Raw genomic sequence first — 16,755 nt, forward strand, 5'->3', positions numbered from 1 at the left:
CCGCGTCCGGCAGATATGGAGCGGTATCGCTGGAGGACAGAACGGGAGATCCCGGTGCGCTCACTCATCCGCCGTCGCTGTGCCCTGCTCGCCGCGCTCTCCGCGGGGGTGCTGATCACGGCGGGCTGCGGCGGGAGCGGCGGGACGGACACCCCGGCGGAGCGGGAGCTGTATCTCCAGCCGGCCGCCGCCGCGGGCCCCGACCCGTTCATCCGGCCGGCCGCCGCCGCCCCGCCCCGGGAGACCTCCCGGCCGTCCCCCGGCGCCGCCTCGCCGGACAGTGCCTCGGACGGCGGGCGCCCGGGCGCCGTGCCCGGGGAGCGCCGGGCCGGCGCCGTACCCCGTACCCCGCGCGCGCTGCCCGGCTCCACCCCCGGGCTCTACGGGGGCACGGCCGGCGCGGGCTGCGACACCGCACGCCGGGCGCGGCAGCTGACCGAGGACCCGGCGGTCTCCCGTGCCTTCGCGCGGGGGGCCGGGATCGGCAAGGAGTCCGTCCCCGACTTCCTGCACGCCCTCACCCCGGTCACCCTGCGGGCCGATGTCCGGGTGACGGACCACGGCCACCGCGCCGGGGCCGCCACCTCCTTCCAGGCCGTCCTCCAGAAGGGCACCGCCGTACTGGTCGACGGCCGGGGGCTGCCGAGGGTCCGCTGCGCCTCGGGGAACCCGCTGAGCCCGCCGGTCCCCGTCCCGGGATCGGTCGAGTACCGGGGGGACCGGTGGCCGGACTACCGGGCCGAACGGGTCGTCGTCGTCCGCCCCTCCGACGAGGCCCTGGCCGGTCTCGTGATCGCCGACACCGCCGGCGGCGGCTGGCTGGAGCGGCGGATCGGCACCGACGGCGGGGAGGACATCGTCCCGGCGGTCCCGCCCGCCTACGGCCCCGAGGCCGATGTGACCGACGCCGACGCGGTCCCGCCGCCGGACGCGCTCGCCCCCGCCGCGCCGTCCCCCGCGCCCTCCGGCGCCGTACCGTCCGGCGGGGCGAACCCGCCCGGCCGGGCCCCGATCGCGGTCCCGGACGACGACCCGGCGCCGGTGGCCGATGCGGCCGGTGACGGCACCGGGGACGGCGAGCTGTTCGGGCCGCTGCCCGACGGGGAGCAGCCCGGCGCGGACGCGGGAGTGCTCACCGGCCCCGACCCCGTCCAGGGCTGATCGCTCGAAGAATCCGACAAATGATGACAGAGTGTCTCCATGGCTGAACGGGTAAGGGGTCCCCTGTCGCTCCCCGACGACTGGCCCGTCCACCCGGACATCAGTCTCTCCCTCAACCGGATGGGCACCTTCGACTGGGACATCGCCAGCGGGCTCCTCCACCTCGACGCGCCGGCCCTCGATGTCCTCGGACTGCGCCCCGGCGAGTTCGACGGCCGGATCCGGGGCCTGGCGCCCTGGATCCCGCAGAGCGAGGTCAACCGGCTCGATCTGGTCGTGGAGCAGGCGTTCCGCGACGGCAGCGCGAACTACGGGGCGTACGTCCGGGTACGGCGGCGCGACGGCACCCTCTACTGGGCCCACACCCAGGGCGCCATCCGCCGCGACGAGAACGGCCGGCCCTTCCGCGTCATCGGCGTCATCCGCGACGCGACCCAGGAGCTGGCCGACTCGGCCGCCCGGCTCGAACTGAACGCCGTGCGCCGGGTGCAGACGAGCGTCGTGGAGGGCACCACCGCCGCGCTCGCGCACGCCAGAACGGTCCAGGACGTCATCGACGTGCTCAAGGACTCCCACGGCCTCGCCCACCTCGGCGCCACCAGCCTGGTCATGGGCCTGATGGAGGCCGGCCGTATCCATCTGGTCGCGGAGGGACCCGAGGGCTCGTACGTGCCCGGCACCCGGGTCACCCGCACCGACGAGGGCTATCCGATGAGCGAGGTGGTACGGACCCTCGCGCCGCGCTTCATCGAGTCCGCCGAGGAGTTCGCCGCGTCCTACCCGCTCCTGTGGCCGCACATCGGCGACCTCGGCATCCACAAGGCCGCCTATCTGCCGCTGATCGCCCAGGCCCGCCCCATCGGCGCCATCGGACTGCTCTACAAGGACGAGGGCGGCTTCACCGCCGAGGACCGCAATCTGCTGGTCGCGCTCGGCAGCAGCATCGCCCAGAGCCTCCAGCGTGCCATGCTCTTCGAGCAGGAGCACGACCTCGCGGAGGGGCTCCAGCAGGCGATGCTGCCCCGCCGTATCCCCGCCGTGGAGGGCGCCGAGATCGCCGTACGGTACCGGTCCGCCCGGCTCGGCCGGGACATCGGCGGCGACTGGTACGACGTGATCCCGCTGCCCGGCGGCCGGGTCGGCGCGGTCATCGGCGACGTACAGGGCCATGACACGCACGCCGCCGCCGTCATGGGACAGCTCCGTATCGTGCTGCGCGCCTACGCGGCCGAGGGGCACATCCCGGCCACCGTGATGGCCCGCGCCTCCGTCTTCCTGCACGAACTCGACACCGACCGCTTCGCGACCTGCGTCTACGCGGAGGCCGACCTGACCACGGGACTGATCCAGCTGGTCCGGGCCGGACATGTCGATCCGCTCGTCAGGGAGGCCGACGGCAGCTGCCGCCGGCTGCCGGTGCCCGGCGGGCTGCCGCTCGGGCTCTCGGCGGCCTTCGGCGCGCTGGAGTACCCGGTCGAGACCGTCGAACTGGACCCCGGCCAGAGCCTCCTGCTCTACACCGACGGCCTGGTCGAGCAGCCGGGCGCCGATCTCGACGACGGGATGCAGCTGCTCGCCTCGCTGGTCGCGGACGGCCCGCGCGATCTCCAGCTGCTCGCCGACCGGCTCTGCGAGGTGGTCGACGCGCGCGGCGGCGAGGACGATGTCGCCGTCCTGCTGCTGCGCCGGGGCGGGGCCCGGCCCGTCCGCTCGGCCGGACGGCTCCAGCGCTACGTCCCGCAGGGCGACCCCGAGGCGCTCTCCACCGTGCGCCACATGATCCGGGCGGCGGTGACCGCCTGGGGTGCCCGGGAGAGGTCCGATGAGATCGAGCTGACCGCCGACGAGCTGATCACGAATGCGCTGATGCACGCGAGCAGCGCGGCGACCGTCGTCGTACGGGTGCTGCCCGGGGCGGAGCGGCGGATCAGGGTCGAGGTGGAGGACGGCTCCAGCGCCCTGCCGCACCGCCGTGACGCGGGGGAGTCGGGCACCTCGGGGCGCGGGCTGCTGCTGGTGGACCAGCTGGCCGACGGCTGGGGCGTGGAGTCGCGCGGCAGCGGCAAGTGCGTGTGGTGCGAGTTCCGGGTCCCGGACCGGCCCGCGCGCTGAACGGACTTCCTGGGTGTTGACGGCGCCAGTCATCCGATGAATATTCGGAACTCGACAGACGACGAGGACACCACAGGGGGCGCGATGCGGCACACCACGCTGGGGAACAGCACGGTCCGGGTGACCGGACTCTCCTTCGGAGCCGCCGGGATCGGCAATCTCTACACCCCGGTCGGCGAGGAGGAGGCACGGGCGGCGGTCGACGCCGCCTGGGACGCGGGCATCCGCTACTTCGACACCGCGCCCCACTACGGCCTCGGCCTCTCCGAGTGCCGGCTCGGCGCGGCCCTGCGCGACCGGCCCCGCGACGGGTTCACCGTCTCCACCAAGGTCGGCCGGCTCCTGGAACCCGCGCCGGGCACGGGCGGCGCGCTCCCCGTCGGCGACGACCTGGACAACGGCTTCGCCGTGCCGGCCACCCACCGGCGCGTCTGGGACTTCAGCGCCGACGGCGTACGGCGGAGCATCGAGGAGAGCCTGCTGCGGACCGGTCTCGACCGCTTCGACATCGTCTATCTGCACGACCCCGACGACCACGCGGAAGCCGCCCTCACCGAGGCGTACCCGGCGCTGGAGCGGCTGCGCGGCGAAGGCGTCATCGGCGCGATCGGTGCCGGGATGAACCAGAACGAGCTGCTCACCCGGTTCCTCCGCGACACCGACGCCGATGTCGTCCTGTGCGCGGGACGCTTCACCCTGCTCGACCCGTCGGCGCTCCTCGAACTGCTCCCCGAGGCCGCCGCGCGCGGCCGGAGCGTCGTCGTCGGCGGGGTCTTCAACTCCGGGCTGCTCGCCGACCCGCGCCCCGGCGCCCCCTACGACTACACCGCCGCCCCGCCCCAACTGGCCGCCCGCGCGCTGCGCATGGACGCCGTCACCCGCCGGTACGGGCTCCCGCTGCGGGCCGCCGCCCTGCACTACCCGCGGCGCCACCCGGCCGTGGCCACAGTCCTGGTCGGCACCCGCTCGGCGGCGGAGGTACGGGACACGGCAGAGCTGATGGAGCGTACGGTCCCCGACGACCTGTGGGCCGAACTGCGCGCCGAGGGACTGCTGTTGGACCAGCGCGAGGAGTTCGGGGAGTTCGGGGAGGCCGGCCGATGAGCGGAGCCGTGCCCGCCGGAGCCGTGCAGGCCAGTGGCGGACTGATCGACGCCCACCACCACCTCTGGGATCTGTCCGTACGCGACCAGGACTGGATCACCGGCCCCGAAATGGCCCCCATCGCACGGGACTTCACCCTCGCCGAGCTGACGGCCGAGGCGGTCGCCGCCGGGGTGAGCGGCACGGTCCTCGTCCAGACCGTCGCCGACCCCGGCGAGACCCCCGAACTCCTCGCCACCGCCGCCTCCAGCGAGCTGATCGCGGGCGTCGTCGGCTGGACCGACCTCACCGCGCCGGATGTCGCGGACCGGCTCGCCGCGCTGCGGGAGCTGCCCGGCGGGCACAAGCTGGCCGGCATCCGCCATCCGGTCCAGGGCGAGGCCGATCCCGAGTGGCTGCTCCGCCCCGAGGTGCTGCGCGGGCTGCGCGCCGTGGCCGACGCGGGGCTCGCGTACGACCTGCTGGTGTATCCGCGCCAGCTGCCCGCCGCCGTGCGGGCGGCGCGGCTGCTGCCCGGCCTCCGGCTCGTCCTCGACCACCTGGGCAAGCCGCCCGTCGCCACCGGCGCGCTCACGCCCTGGGCCGGGCACCTCCGGGCGCTGGCCGCCCTGCCCCGTACCGTCTGCAAGCTCTCCGGGCTGGTCACCGAGGCGGCGTGGGACGGGTGGACGGCCGAGGGGCTGCGGCCGTACGCGGACACCGCGCTCGACGCGTTCGGCCCCGGCCGGCTGATGTTCGGCTCCGACTGGCCGGTGTGCCGGCTCGCCGCCACGTACGGGGAGGTGCTGGCGGCGGCCCGTACGGTGACGGACGGGCTGAGCGAGGACGAGCGCGGCGCGGTCTTCGCCGGGACCGCGCGCCGCGTCTACGGGCTCAGCCGGACAGCAGCCTCTACGCCCGCCGTACCGGCTCCGTCCGGCCCCCGGCCGCCCGCGTGAACGCCTCTCCCACCGCCTCGGGGAACGGGTTCATCCCCAGCAGCGCGGTGACCGAGCCGGTGGCCAGCGCGTGCCAGGTACGGGCCCGGCGCAGCATCGCGTGATCGCTGCCGGCGAGCAGCACGGCGCAGGCGTCCGAGCCCGCGGCCCTGGCCCGGGCGGCGAGTTCGACGCTGCCGCGCGGATCCGTCACCCGGTCCCTGTCGCTGTGGAGCAGCACCACCCGGCGGCCGGCGAGCTGCTCCACCGGCTCGTCCGGCGGGCACCAGGGGGCGAGCCCGACCACCCCGGTCACCCGCTCGTGCCCGGCGGCGGCCAGCACCGCCCGGCCGCCCATCGAGTGCCCCACGAGCACCACCGGGACCGTGCCCACCAGCTGGGCCAGCTCGTCCAGCGCCCGGAGCGCGTCGCGCGCCGCGTCCGCGCGGCTGCCGTTCCACCCCCGGTGCCGGTAGCGGACCCGGCCCACCACCACATCGCACCCCTCGGTGGCCTTCAGCACGGCGCGGGTGAACGGCAGCATCCGCGCCGCCGCCGGGTTCAGCCGGGCGGGCGCGGCCATGCTGTCGGCGCGCCCGCCGTGCAGCAGCAGGACGACGGCGCGGGGCCGCGCGGCCGTTCTGTCGAGGACCAGGGCGGGCCGGACGGCGGTTCGGCTGTCGCTCTTGAGCACGTGGGCCTTCCTTCCTGCGGCGGTGTTCCCCGGGGGCCCGGTGAACACCCTTTCCCGGTCTTCGTGGCCGAGGCGGTCCGGGATTGCCCGCCCCCGGTCCCGCCGGGCGGTCGCGCGGGGCCTGCGGCACGCTGGATGTATGCCGGAAGTACCCGAGGTCGAAGCATTGCGGGAGTTTCTCGACGGCCACCTGGTGGGCAAGGAAATCGTCCGTGTCCTGCCGCTGACGGTCAATGCCCTGAAGACGTACGATCCCCCACTCGCCGCGCTGGAGGGCGCGACCGTGACGGCGGTCGGCCGCCACGGCAAGTATCTCGACCTCGTCGCGGGGGACGTCCCGGGGGGTGCGCTGCACCTGGCGGTCCATCTGGCCCGGGCGGGCTGGCTGCGCTGGAAGGACTCCTTCCCCGCCGAGCCGCCGCGGCCGGGCCGGAACCCGCTGGCCCTGCGGACCGTACTCGCCGGCGGTGACGGCTTCGATCTCACGGAGGCGGGCACCGCCAAGCGTCTCGCCGTCCATCTCGTACGGGACCCGGCCGAGGTCCCCGGGATCGCCCGGCTCGGCCCCGATCCGCTCGCCGCCTCCTTCGACCGGACGGCCCTGGCGGGGCTGCTCGCGGGGGAGCGGCGGCGGATCAAGGGCGCGCTGCGCGATCAGCGGCTGATCGCCGGGATCGGCAACGCGTACAGCGACGAGATCCTGCACGCGGCGCGCATGTCGCCCTTCAAGCCGGTGGCGAACCTCTCCGAGGACGAGATCACCACCCTGTACGAGGCGCTGCGCGACACCCTGCGCGAGGCCGTCGAGCGCTCGCGCGGGGTGGCCGCGGGGCGGCTCAAGGCGGAGAAGCGGAGCGGGCTGCGGGTGCACGGCCGGACGGGTGAGGCGTGTCCGGTCTGCGGCGACACGATCCGGGAGGTGTCCTTCAGCGACTCGTCGCTCCAGTACTGCCCCACCTGCCAGACGGGCGGCCGGCCGCTCGCCGACCGGAGGATGTCCCGGCTGCTCAAGTAGGGCCGCCCGTACGGTCATTCGCCGATGGCCACCACCAGCCGTCCGTCCGAGGCCCGTACCTCGAAGCGGGCGATCTCGCCCGGGCGCAGCGCCGCCCCGCCCCGGGTGACCAGCCGGCCGCCGTCCTGCGCGTGGGACGCCCAGGTCATGACGGTCTCCTTCGAGCCGTCGCGGCCCACCGCCACCAGGGCGCACACCTCGGTGGCGCCGGGGCGGACGAGTTCGAGGCCGACGTCCGTGCCCCAGTCGGTCTCGGCCGTCGTCACGACGGCCGAGGTCCCGGTGGTGCCGTCCGAGGCGGTCCACTTGACGGTGCCGGGTTCGCCCGGGTCGCTCGTGCCGGACGGCGCCGCTCCGAGGACGGCCAGGGGGCCGCCCACCATGAGCACCGCCGCGGCGGCCGCCAGCACGAACCGCCGTCGGCGGCTCCGGCGCCGGCCGGCGGCCGTACGGTCGAGCAGCCCGGCCAGCAGCTCCGGGCTCGCGACAGCGTAGGGCGCCACCTCTGCCGGGGTCTGGCGGGCGTACTGGTCGAGCTGCGCCTTCACTCCACCGAAGTCGGCCAGCAGCAGGGTGCACTGCGGGCAGACCATCAGATGATCTTCGAAGCGGAAGGCGTCCGAGGCGTCCAGCACCCCGAGTGCGTAGGCGCCGACATCACGATGGAGGTCCAAGGTCCGCATGTTCTCTGTTACGCAGCGAGGCGCGGAATCACTCAAAGCGTTCTGCCCCCGAATTCAACTCTCCCCGGATCAGGCCCAGTCGGACAGTTCCGGCAGTGCCTTCACATTGATCCGCAGACCGATCCCGGGCTCGGTCGGCAGCTCGGGAGCGCCGTCGGTCACCGCCGGTTCGCCGAGGAACAGCGGCTCGACCCGCTGGTCGCGCCCCCAGTAGGACGGGTTGGTGAGGTGTTCGATCCAGGTGCAGCCGGGCTGGGAGAGCACCACATGGAGCGTGGCCGCGGAGTAGACGTGCGGGATGACGTCGAGTCCGGCGCCGGAGGCCATCTGGCAGACCCGCCGCAGCTCGGTGATCCCGCCGACCCGGTGCACATCGGGCTGGAGCACATCGGCGGCGCCGGCGTCGATGAGGGTCTGGAAGCCGTACCGGGTGAACTCGTGCTCGCCGGTCGCGATGGGCACCAGGCCCAGCTCGCGGAGCATCGCGTGGCCCGCGACATCGTCGGGGATCAGCGGCTCCTCGACCCAGCGCAGCCCCATGCCGGCCAGCCCGCGCAGCATCTCGACGGCGAAGGCGCGGTCCCAGCCCATGTAGGCGTCGCTCATCAGCTCGACCTCGTCGGGCAGTTCGCCGCGGATGGTCTCGATGTGGCGGAGGTTGGCGAGCAGCCCCCGGCGGCCGTCGGCCGGACCGTACGGCCAGTTCGCCTTGACGCCGGTGTAGCCGCGGTCGGCGTAGTCGCGGGCCATGCGCCGGACCTCGGCCGGGTCGTCGTCCGGCTGGACCTTGCTGGCGTACGCGCGGACCGGCCGGCCGTGGTGGCCGCCGAGCAGCTGGTACACCGGCTGCCCCAGCGACTTGCCGACCGCGTCCCAGACCGCGATGTCGAGGGCGCTGATGGCCTCGATCGCGGCGCCCTTGCGCCCGTACACGATCGATGACCGGTACAGCTGCTCCCAGATCTGCTCGGTCGCCCGCGCGTCCAGTCCGGTCGCGATGCGCCCGAGGTGTCCGTTGACCATGAGGGTGGCGGCGCCGATGCCGTCCTCCGAGTAGCCGATTCCGGTGGTGCCGTCGGCGAGCGTGACCCGGACGACCACGACGCCCTGCGGCCAGGTGTACCAGGACCAGCCGTCGCCCCGGCGGGGGAAGCCGTTCATCGGGCTCGGCCCCCGGACGCTCTTCTGCTGCTGCCAGAAGTCGCCCCACATCGAGCGGGCGATGTGCCGTGCTTCGACGCTGATGATCTCCACTGATCTTCCTCTCTCCAGCAGGACGGACCCGTCCGGCCCGTTGACACCATAAACCCGATCGACCTATGTTTTGCACATATCGCGAAGCCATTGCAATATATGCAACACGGAGGACATTGTGGACACCGGAACAATGCGTGCCGTCTCGTGGGCCGGGGCCGGCCTGCTGGACGAACGCGAGGTGCCGATCCCGGCCGTGGGTCCCGGCCGCGTCCTGGTCCGGGTGGACCGGGTCGGGGTGTGCGGATCCGACCTGGCGATTCTGCGGGGACAGCACGCGCGGGCCGAGCCCGGTGTGATCCTCGGGCACGAGTTCACCGGCACCGTCGCCGCCGCGGACGCCCCGGACGCGCCCCCGGCGGGGACCCGGGTCGCGGTCCGGCCGCTCATCGCCTGCGCCGACCGCGGGACCGTACCGCCGTGCCGCGCCTGCGCCTCCGGGAACTCGCACGTCTGCGCCGCGCTCGGGCTGTACGGCGTGGACGAGCCCGGCGGACTCGCCGAGTACATCGCCGTGCGGGCCGCCGCCGTCCACCCGGTGGACGCCTCGGTGGCGCCCGGACTCGCGGCGCTCGCCGAACCGCTGGCCGTCGCCGTGCACGCGGTCGCCCGCTCGGGACTGACCGGCGGCGAGTCCGTCGCGGTCTTCGGCGCGGGCCCGATCGGGCTCTTCACCGCACTCGTCGCCCGGCACCGCGGCGCCGGGGACATCGTCCTCGTCGAACCCAACGCCTGGCGGCGCTCGGTCGCCGAGGAGTACGGCTTCGCCACCCTGGACGCCGGGCCGGACACCCCGGACCAGATCCGCGGCCGTACGGGAGGCGACGGCGCCGACCTCGTCTTCGACTCGGCCGGGCACCCGGCCGTCGCGCTCCAGCTGACCGCGACCGCGCGCATCCAGGGCACGATCGTCGTCGTCGGCGTCTACAAGTCCCCGCCGGCCGTGGACCTCCGTGCGGTCAACTTCGCCGAACACCGGCTGATCGGCACCCGGGTGTACGGGCGGGACGACTTCACCGCGGCCATCGGCCTGATCGAGGCGGACGCGCTGGGACTGGGCCGGCTGCCCGTCCGTACCTTCCCGCTCGGTGAATCCGCCGCCGCCTTCGAGGCGGCGGGCCGCGGCGAGGGCAGCGTGAAGGTACTGATCGAACCGGGCCGCGGCACCGCGGACCACCGCCCCCTCGGAAACCGGGACACCGTATGAACCACCCCACCGGTCACCCCGTGACCCCCGGCGCCTGGGTCATCGGCGGCGGCAGCGGCATCGGCCGGGCCACCGCGCTGCGCCTGGCCCGCGACGGCTACCGCGTCGCCGTCTCCGGCCGCCGCGAGGCCCTGCTAGCCGAGACCGTCGCCGCGATCACCGACGCGGGCGGACAGGCCGTCGCCGTACCGGTCGATGTCACCGACGACGCGTCCGTGACGGCCGCGTATGCCGCCGTCACCGCCGGCGCGGCGCCACTGGAGGTGCTCGTCTGCTCGGCCGGGACCAACGTCCCCAACCGCTGGTGGGCCGACCTCACCGGCGCCGACTTCGCCCGGGTCGTCGACACCAACCTCAACGCGGTGGTCCGCTGTGTCCTCGCCGTCCTGCCCGGCTTCCGTACCGCCGGCTTCGGACAGCTGATCATCGTGTCCTCCTGGGCCGGCCGGCACTACATGTCGGCGGCGGGCGCCGCCTACAGCGGCAGCAAGACGGCGCTCGGCGCCCTGGTCGAGACCCTCAACGACCAGGAGGGCCGCTCCGGAATCCGCGCCACCCACCTCTGCCCCGGCGAGGTCGACACCCCGATCCTGCGCACCCGGCCGGTACCGCCGCCCGACGAGGAGATCGCCCGCATGCTCGTCCCCGCCGACGTGGCGGACGTCATCGCCTCCGTCACCGCGCTGCCGCGCAACGTCTGCGTCAACGAAATGGTCGTCACCCCGGTCTGGAACCGGATGTACGTCGACCACAGCGCGTACCCGCCGAGCGGAGGCTGACATGCGTGTCGTCGTCACCGACGAGAACGTCGGACCGTATCTGCGCGACAGCGCGGAGCTGGCCGCCCGCTCCGTCGAACTGGTCCCGCTGCCCTTCGCCGACCGGCCCCGGCTGCTCGCCGGACTCGGCCGCGCGGACGCCTGCGTCAGCGTCCACTTCGACGCGGAGTGCGCCGGCGCGATCGGCCCCGGCTTCCGCTTCCTCCAGATCACGGCGGCCGGGACGGACCATGTGCCCCTCGACCGGCTCCCCGGCCGGGTCGCGGTCGCCAACGCCTACGGCCACGGCCGCTCCATCGCCGAACACGTCCTCATGGTCACCCTCGCCGCCCGCCGCCAACTGCTCTGGCGCGACGCCGAGTTGCGCCAGGGACGCTGGCGCACCCGGATGACCGACCCCACCGCGCCCGTCTTCACCACCCTGCCCGGCACCGTCGTCGGCATCATCGGCCTCGGCCACATCGGCCGGGCCGTCGCCCGGCTCTGCCGCGCGGCCGGTATGCGGCCCATCGGCGTACGGCGCTCCGCGCGGGGGCGCGACACCGCCGACCCGGACCTGGAGTGGACCGACGGCATGGCCGCGCTCGACGAACTGACCGACGCCTGCGACGTGCTCGTCATCGCCTGCCCGCTCACCGAGGAGACCCGCGGCATCATCGACGCCGCCCGGCTCCGCCGGCTGGGCGCGCGCGGCACGCTGGTCAACGTGGGCCGGGGAGCCGTGGTGGACGAGCGCGCGCTGTACGAGGCGCTGCGCGACGGGACCATCGCCGCCGCCGCGCTCGACGTCTGGACCACCCCGGCGACCGCCCCGCCCGGCACCGCCGCGCCGTCCCCCCACCCCTTCACGGAGCTGGACAACGTCATCGTGACCCCCCACTGCTCGGGCACCGCCGACAACACCTACCAGGACCGGGCGGCGGAAGTCATCGAGAATCTGCTCCGCCGGCTCGACGGCGCGGACCCGCGCAACCTCGTCCAGGGCGGCGCGCCCCGATGACCGACGACGCCCGCACCCCCCGCACCTCCCCGGTCGATGTGCTCGCCATCGGCGAGACCATGGTCATGGTCACCCCGCGGTACGGCGGCGGGATCAGCGCCGACAACACCTTCGTGCTGCGCCCCGGCGGCGCCGAGTCCAATGTCGCGGCCCTCATGGCCCGGCTCGGACACACCACCGCCTGGGCCGGCGCGGTCGGCGACGACCCCTTCGGCGACCTCATCACCGACGCGCTGCGCGACCAGGGCGTCGATGTGACGCTCGTACGGCGCGATCCGCGGCGCCCCACCGCCGTCTACTTCAAGCATCCGACCGCCGACGGCACCGAGGTCTACTACTACCGGACCGGCTCCGCCGCCTCCGCCACCCACCCCGGCGACCTCCCCGCCTGGCGGACCAGGCCCGCGCGCGTCACCCATCTCTCCGGCATCACCGCCGCCCTCTCCGCGCCCAGCCTGGCCCTTGTCCGCCGGCTCGTCGCCGACCGCGCCCTGGGCCCCTCGACGGTCAGCTTCGACGTCAACCACCGGCCCGTCCTGTGGGGCCCCGGCGGCGGCGCGGCCGAACTCCTCGACCTCGCCCGGCACGCCGACATCGTCTTCACCGGCCGCGACGAGGCGCAGGCCCTCTGGGGCACCGCCGACGCCCGCGCCATCCGCGCGCTGATCCCCGAACCCGCCCATCTCATCGTCAAGGACGCCGCGGTCGAGGCCGTCGCCTTCACCCCCGACGGAGAGTTCCGCGCCCCGGCACGGAAGGTCGAGGTCGTGGACGCCGTCGGGGCCGGCGACGCCTTCGCGGCGGGCTGGCTCAGCGGACTCCTCGACGGCCGCGACCAGGACACCCGGCTGCGCCTCGGCCACTACGCCGCCTCCCAGGTCCTGCGCTCCCCGTCCGACCACGCCGACCTGCCGCTCGCCCGGCACGCCGTCGAACTGCTGGAAAATGGTCCGCCGCACACCGGTACGCCCCCCGTACCGCCGATCGAAGGGCAGGCCACCCATGTCGCAGACCGTCGCGCGCGCCATTGAGATCATCGGATTCGTCTCGCGCACCCCCCGCTCCCTTGGCGAGATCGCCGAGATGCTCGGCGTCCACAAGTCGACCGCGCTGCGCCTCCTCCAGACCCTGGAGGAGGGAGGCTTCGTCCGCCGGCTGCCCGAGGGCGGCTACGCGATGGGCTTCCAGCTCATCGCGTACGGCCAGCTCGCGCTGGACCAGGTCGAGGCCCGCTCACTGGCCCGCCCGGTCCTCCAGGAGCTGAACGAACGGTACGGACACACCGTCCACCTCGGTGAACTCGTCGGGGACGGCGTCATCTACGTCGACAAGATCGACGGACGCGGCAGCGTCGCCATGGGCTCCCGGATCGGGCTGCCCGCCCAGACCCACACCGCCGGCGTGGCGAAGGTCATCACGGCCCACCAGGACGAGGCGACCAGGAACCGCATCCTCGACCACGCGACCTTCGAGCGCTACACCCCCAAGACCATCACCAGCCGGTCCGCGCTCGAAGCGGAGCTGGATCTGACCCGGTCCCGGGGGTGGGCCGAGGACGACGGCGAGCACGAGGACTACATCAACTGCGTCGCGCTGCCCGTGTTCGACGCCCGGGGCCGGGCCACCCACGGCATTTCGATCACCGCGCTCAGCGCCGCCGCACCCCTGACCGAACTGCGCGGGCACATCGACGAGTTCCGCGCCGCCGCGCAGCGGATCTCGAAACGACTCGGATGGAGAGGAGACGAACATGGCCACCGATGAGTTCTTCCGGCACCACCTCGCACACAACCCCGTCCTGGGCATCTTCCGCAATCTGGGGCCCGCCGACACGGTCGCGATGTGCGAGCGGGCCTGGGAGTTCGGCGTCGAACTCGTCGAGGTCCCCGTACAGTCCCGCGACGCGCTCCCGTCCCTGCGCGCCGCCGTCGCCGCCGCCGAACCGGCCGGCAAACGCGTCGGCGCCGGTACGGTCACCACGGTCGGGCAACTGACCGCCGTACACGACCTGGGTGCCGCCTTCACGGTGGCACCCGGGTTCCACCCCGAGGTCGTGGCCGCCTCGGCCCGCCTCGGACTGCCCCATCTGCCCGGTGTGGCCACCGCCACCGAGATCGCCACCGCGCTCGCCGCCGGCCTGACCTGGCTCAAGGCGTTCCCCGCCCGGCAGCTGGGCCCCGCGTGGATAGCCGCCCACCTCGCCCCGTTCCCGACGGTCAACTTCGTCGCGACGGGCGGGGTGGACGCCACGAACGCCGCCGCGTTCCTCGCGGCGGGCTGCCGCGGTGTCGCCGTCGGCTCCGCGCTCTCCGACCCGGACGCGCTCGTCGCACTGCGACAGGCGGTCGCCGCGCGCTGAGGACACCCCTCCCGCGCCGCCACCCGCCACACCCGTCCGCCGCCACCCCCTCCGTCCGCCGCACCCCGCCATGCCCGCCGCAGCGCCGCATTCGTGGCTTTCGCGGCATCCGTCCTGGTTTCCCCATCGCGTTCTGCCTTTCAACGACGAACAGCAACAGCGATCCAGAAAAGAGTCACCGTGACACAGCAGCCGCCTTCTCCACCTGCGTACGACAAGCGGGCCGCCAGAAGAGTTGTTATCGCCAGCTCCATCGGAACCGTCATCGAGTGGTACGACTTCGCGCTCTACGGCGCCGCCTCCGCCCTCGTCTTCGGCCCCCTGTTCTTCCCCGACCAGTCCACCGTCGCCGGCACCCTCGCCTCCTTCGCGATCTTCGCCGTCGCCTTCTTCGTACGGCCCATCGGCGGACTCATCGCCGCGCACATCGGGGACCGGGTCGGCCGCAAGCCCGTCCTGATCTTCACCATCACCCTCATGGGCGTGGCCACCGTCGCCGTCGGGCTGCTGCCCACCTACGAGACGATCGGCGTCTGGGCGCCGGTCCTGCTCACCCTCACCCGGATGCTCCAGGGACTCGGCGCGGGCGCCGAGTTCGCGGGCGCCGTCACCGCCGTGTCGGAGTACACACCGGACCACCGGCGCGGCTTCTACACCTCCTTCTCCCAGGCGTCCGTCGGACTGGCCTTCGTCCTGTCCACCGGGTTCTTCGCGATCCTCGGCGCCATCCCGCGCGATGTCCTGCTCGACTGGGCCTGGCGTATCCCGTTCCTCGCGAGCTTCGTCATCTTCGGTGTCGCGCTCTTCATCCGCCGCCGGATCGAGGAGACCCCCGAGTTCGTCGAGGCGAAGAAGACCGCGGTCAAGAACGCCGAGAAGTCGGGCGCGCCCCGGCCCCAGCGGATCCCGCTGATACAGGCGCTCCGCGAGAGCCCCCGGCAGCTGGTCATCGGTGTGCTCTGCGGCTCGGGCCTGAACGTGGCCGGGTATCTCGTCAACACGTTCTCGCTCAGCTACATCAAGAACACCCTGGAGATGTCCGCGACCGTCGCCACCGTCGGTGTGATCGCGGCGACCGGCAGCAGCATCTTCATGGTCCCGCTCTTCGGCCATCTCTCGGACCGGATCGGCCGGATGCCGGTCCTGGCCGGCGGGGCGATCTTCACCGCGCTCTACATCCCGCCGTTCTTCCTGATGCTCGACAGCAGGCAGCCGGTCCTGATCGTCCTGGCCATGGCCATCGCCTACGGGGTCGGCCAGAGCGCCATGCTGGGCTCGCAGTCCGCGTTCCTCGCCGAACTCTTCGAGACCCGCTACCGGTTCACCGCCATCGCCGCCTCGCGCGAACTGAACGTGATGCTGCTCGGCGGTACGACGCCCTTCATCGCCACGGCCCTCGTCGCCGTGAGCGGCGGCCCCTGGCTCGTGGTGGGCTTCGTCGTCCTGTGCCAGTTCCTGACACTCCTGGCCGTCGCGCTCGCACGGCGTACCGCCAGGGCCGACGCCGGTACGGACAAGACCTCCGGCCCCCGCCCCGACGCGCCCACCACGGCGTCGCGCCACTGAGTCCCGCACCGGGACCGACGGTGGTTCCGTCGGTCCCGGTGCACGGGCCCGTCCGGATCCGGCCAGATCCGCTCGGCAGGCCCTACACTCCGGCCTCATGCTGCGCGTACTCGCTGTGGACGACGAAGAGCCGGCCCTCGAAGAGCTGCTCTACCTGCTCAGGGCCGACCCCCGCGTCCGCACCGCCGAGGGGGCCACCGGTGCCACGGAGGCGCTGCGCCGTATCGGGGCCGCGCTGGAGGCGGGGCCCGGCGGACCCGGGGCCGTCGATGTCGTCTTCCTCGACATCCACATGGCCGGGCTGACCGGGCTCGATGTCGCCCGGCTGCTGGCCGGCTTCGCCGAACCCCCGCTGATCGTCTTCGTCACGGCCCACGAGGGCTTCGCCGTCACGGCCTTCGACCTCAAGGCCGTCGACTACGTGCTCAAACCCGTCCGCAGGGAGCGCCTCGCCGAGGCCGTACGCCGGGTCGCCGGACTCGTGGGAGAGCGCGCCCCGCTGCCGGAACGGGCCCCGGCCGCCGACCAGATCGCGGTCGAACGGGGCGGGGTGATCCGCCTCGTCGCCGTCGCCGACATCGCCTACGCCGAGGCGCGCGGCGACTACGCCCGGCTGCACACCGACACCGGCAGCCATCTGGTCCGGATACCGCTCACCACCCTGGAGGAGCGCTGGGGGCCACGCGGTTTCGTACGGATCCACCGCCGCCATCTGGTCGCGCTCGACCGCGTCGACGAACTCCGTCTCGACGCGGGCGCGATGAGCGTCCGCGTCGGGGACGCGGAGCTGGCCGTCAGCCGCCGGCACGCCCGCGCGCTGCGGGAACTGCTGATGCGGCGGCCCCGGTGACGGACCCGAAGGCCGACCCCGAGGCCGACCCGAAGACGGACCCGAGGACCGACC

General features: G+C 73.8%; 16 protein-coding genes. 13 read left to right on the top strand and 3 right to left on the bottom strand.

Features of this window, described 5'->3' with window-relative positions:
• Nucleotides 1–54: 54 nt before the first annotated feature.
• From DVK44_RS31565 to DVK44_RS31580, 4 genes are all read left to right on the top strand, one after another.
• Nucleotides 55–1,161, top strand: coding sequence for a DUF6777 domain-containing protein (locus DVK44_RS31565; protein WP_114664037.1), 1,107 nt, complete (start codon nt 55–57; stop codon nt 1,159–1,161).
• A 39-nt stretch (nt 1,162–1,200) separates the two neighbouring features.
• Complete coding sequence (locus tag DVK44_RS31570; protein ID WP_114664038.1) at nt 1,201–3,273, top strand: SpoIIE family protein phosphatase; 2,073 nt, start codon at nt 1,201–1,203, stop codon at nt 3,271–3,273.
• An 84-nt stretch (nt 3,274–3,357) separates the two neighbouring features.
• Nucleotides 3,358–4,377, top strand: coding sequence for an aldo/keto reductase (locus tag DVK44_RS31575; RefSeq protein WP_114664039.1), 1,020 nt, complete (start codon nt 3,358–3,360; stop codon nt 4,375–4,377).
• Nucleotides 4,374–5,315 (top strand): amidohydrolase family protein, encoded by a 942-nt coding sequence (locus DVK44_RS31580; protein WP_114664040.1) that lies wholly within the window; start codon nt 4,374–4,376, stop codon nt 5,313–5,315. Before DVK44_RS31575 ends, DVK44_RS31580 begins: the two co-directional genes overlap by 4 nt.
• Here DVK44_RS31580 and DVK44_RS31585 read toward each other — a convergent pair.
• Nucleotides 5,269–5,988, bottom strand: a complete 720-nt coding sequence (locus tag DVK44_RS31585) for an alpha/beta hydrolase (protein WP_228447447.1) — start codon at nt 5,986–5,988, stop codon at nt 5,269–5,271. The two genes, DVK44_RS31580 and DVK44_RS31585, sit on opposite strands and share 47 nt — an antisense overlap.
• A 139-nt stretch (nt 5,989–6,127) precedes the next feature.
• Here DVK44_RS31585 and DVK44_RS31590 point away from each other — a divergent pair, with 139 nt between their 5' ends.
• A complete protein-coding gene (locus DVK44_RS31590; protein ID WP_114664041.1) occupies nt 6,128–7,003 on the top strand; it encodes an Fpg/Nei family DNA glycosylase in 876 nt (291 codons plus the stop codon).
• Nucleotides 7,004–7,017: 14 nt separating this feature from the next.
• On the opposite strand, the gene DVK44_RS31595 is transcribed toward DVK44_RS31590, so the two are convergent.
• Nucleotides 7,018–7,686, bottom strand: coding sequence for a zf-HC2 domain-containing protein (locus DVK44_RS31595; RefSeq protein WP_114664042.1), 669 nt, complete (start codon nt 7,684–7,686; stop codon nt 7,018–7,020).
• Between the two features lie 69 nt (nt 7,687–7,755).
• A complete protein-coding gene (locus tag DVK44_RS31600) occupies nt 7,756–8,940 on the bottom strand; it encodes an enolase C-terminal domain-like protein (protein ID WP_114664043.1) in 1,185 nt (394 codons plus the stop codon).
• 118 nt (nt 8,941–9,058) lie between these two features.
• Here DVK44_RS31600 and DVK44_RS31605 point away from each other — a divergent pair, with 118 nt between their 5' ends.
• The 8 genes from DVK44_RS31605 (at nt 9,059) to DVK44_RS31640 (ending at nt 16,701) form a co-directional block, all read left to right on the top strand.
• Entirely contained in the window at nt 9,059–10,147 is a 1,089-nt protein-coding gene (locus DVK44_RS31605; protein WP_162794144.1) for a zinc-dependent alcohol dehydrogenase, read from the top strand.
• Complete coding sequence (locus DVK44_RS31610) at nt 10,144–10,926, top strand: SDR family oxidoreductase (protein WP_114664045.1); 783 nt, start codon at nt 10,144–10,146, stop codon at nt 10,924–10,926. Before DVK44_RS31605 ends, DVK44_RS31610 begins: the two co-directional genes overlap by 4 nt.
• Nucleotide 10,927: 1 nt before the next feature.
• Nucleotides 10,928–11,926 (top strand): 2-hydroxyacid dehydrogenase, encoded by a 999-nt coding sequence (locus DVK44_RS31615; protein ID WP_114664046.1) that lies wholly within the window; start codon nt 10,928–10,930, stop codon nt 11,924–11,926.
• A complete protein-coding gene (locus tag DVK44_RS31620) occupies nt 11,923–12,957 on the top strand; it encodes a sugar kinase (protein WP_114664047.1) in 1,035 nt (344 codons plus the stop codon). The genes DVK44_RS31615 and DVK44_RS31620 overlap by 4 nt, the downstream gene beginning before the upstream one ends.
• The gene (locus DVK44_RS31625) at nt 12,929–13,690 is read left to right on the top strand and encodes an IclR family transcriptional regulator (RefSeq protein WP_114664048.1); all 762 of its coding nucleotides are present in this window, start codon (nt 12,929–12,931) and stop codon (nt 13,688–13,690) included. The genes DVK44_RS31620 and DVK44_RS31625 overlap by 29 nt, the downstream gene beginning before the upstream one ends.
• The gene (locus DVK44_RS31630; protein WP_114664049.1) at nt 13,677–14,285 is read left to right on the top strand and encodes a bifunctional 4-hydroxy-2-oxoglutarate aldolase/2-dehydro-3-deoxy-phosphogluconate aldolase; all 609 of its coding nucleotides are present in this window, start codon (nt 13,677–13,679) and stop codon (nt 14,283–14,285) included. Before DVK44_RS31625 ends, DVK44_RS31630 begins: the two co-directional genes overlap by 14 nt.
• Before the next feature lie 180 nt (nt 14,286–14,465).
• Complete coding sequence (locus DVK44_RS31635) at nt 14,466–15,851, top strand: MFS transporter (RefSeq protein WP_114664050.1); 1,386 nt, start codon at nt 14,466–14,468, stop codon at nt 15,849–15,851.
• Between the two features lie 97 nt (nt 15,852–15,948).
• On the top strand, nt 15,949–16,701 hold the full coding sequence (locus tag DVK44_RS31640) for a LytR/AlgR family response regulator transcription factor (RefSeq protein WP_114664051.1): 753 nt from the start codon (nt 15,949–15,951) through the stop codon (nt 16,699–16,701).
• The last annotated feature ends 54 nt before the right edge of the window (nt 16,702–16,755 follow it).

This window comes from Streptomyces paludis (assembly GCF_003344965.1).
Taxonomy (GTDB): Bacteria; Actinomycetota; Actinomycetes; order Streptomycetales; family Streptomycetaceae; genus Streptomyces; species Streptomyces paludis.

Coding starts and splice junctions, on each gene's coding strand:
- DVK44_RS31615 (WP_114664046.1), top strand. CDS start 10,928: ATGCGTGTCGTCGTCACCGACGAGAACGTCGGACCGTATCTGCGCGAC.
- DVK44_RS31570 (WP_114664038.1), top strand. CDS start 1,201: ATGGCTGAACGGGTAAGGGGTCCCCTGTCGCTCCCCGACGACTGGCCC.
- DVK44_RS31610 (WP_114664045.1), top strand. CDS start 10,144: ATGAACCACCCCACCGGTCACCCCGTGACCCCCGGCGCCTGGGTCATC.
- DVK44_RS31630 (WP_114664049.1), top strand. CDS start 13,677: ATGGCCACCGATGAGTTCTTCCGGCACCACCTCGCACACAACCCCGTC.
- DVK44_RS31620 (WP_114664047.1), top strand. CDS start 11,923: ATGACCGACGACGCCCGCACCCCCCGCACCTCCCCGGTCGATGTGCTC.
- DVK44_RS31580 (WP_114664040.1), top strand. CDS start 4,374: ATGAGCGGAGCCGTGCCCGCCGGAGCCGTGCAGGCCAGTGGCGGACTG.
- DVK44_RS31595 (WP_114664042.1), bottom strand. CDS start 7,686: ATGCGGACCTTGGACCTCCATCGTGATGTCGGCGCCTACGCACTCGGG.
- DVK44_RS31625 (WP_114664048.1), top strand. CDS start 12,929: ATGTCGCAGACCGTCGCGCGCGCCATTGAGATCATCGGATTCGTCTCG.
- DVK44_RS31640 (WP_114664051.1), top strand. CDS start 15,949: ATGCTGCGCGTACTCGCTGTGGACGACGAAGAGCCGGCCCTCGAAGAG.
- DVK44_RS31575 (WP_114664039.1), top strand. CDS start 3,358: ATGCGGCACACCACGCTGGGGAACAGCACGGTCCGGGTGACCGGACTC.
- DVK44_RS31590 (WP_114664041.1), top strand. CDS start 6,128: ATGCCGGAAGTACCCGAGGTCGAAGCATTGCGGGAGTTTCTCGACGGC.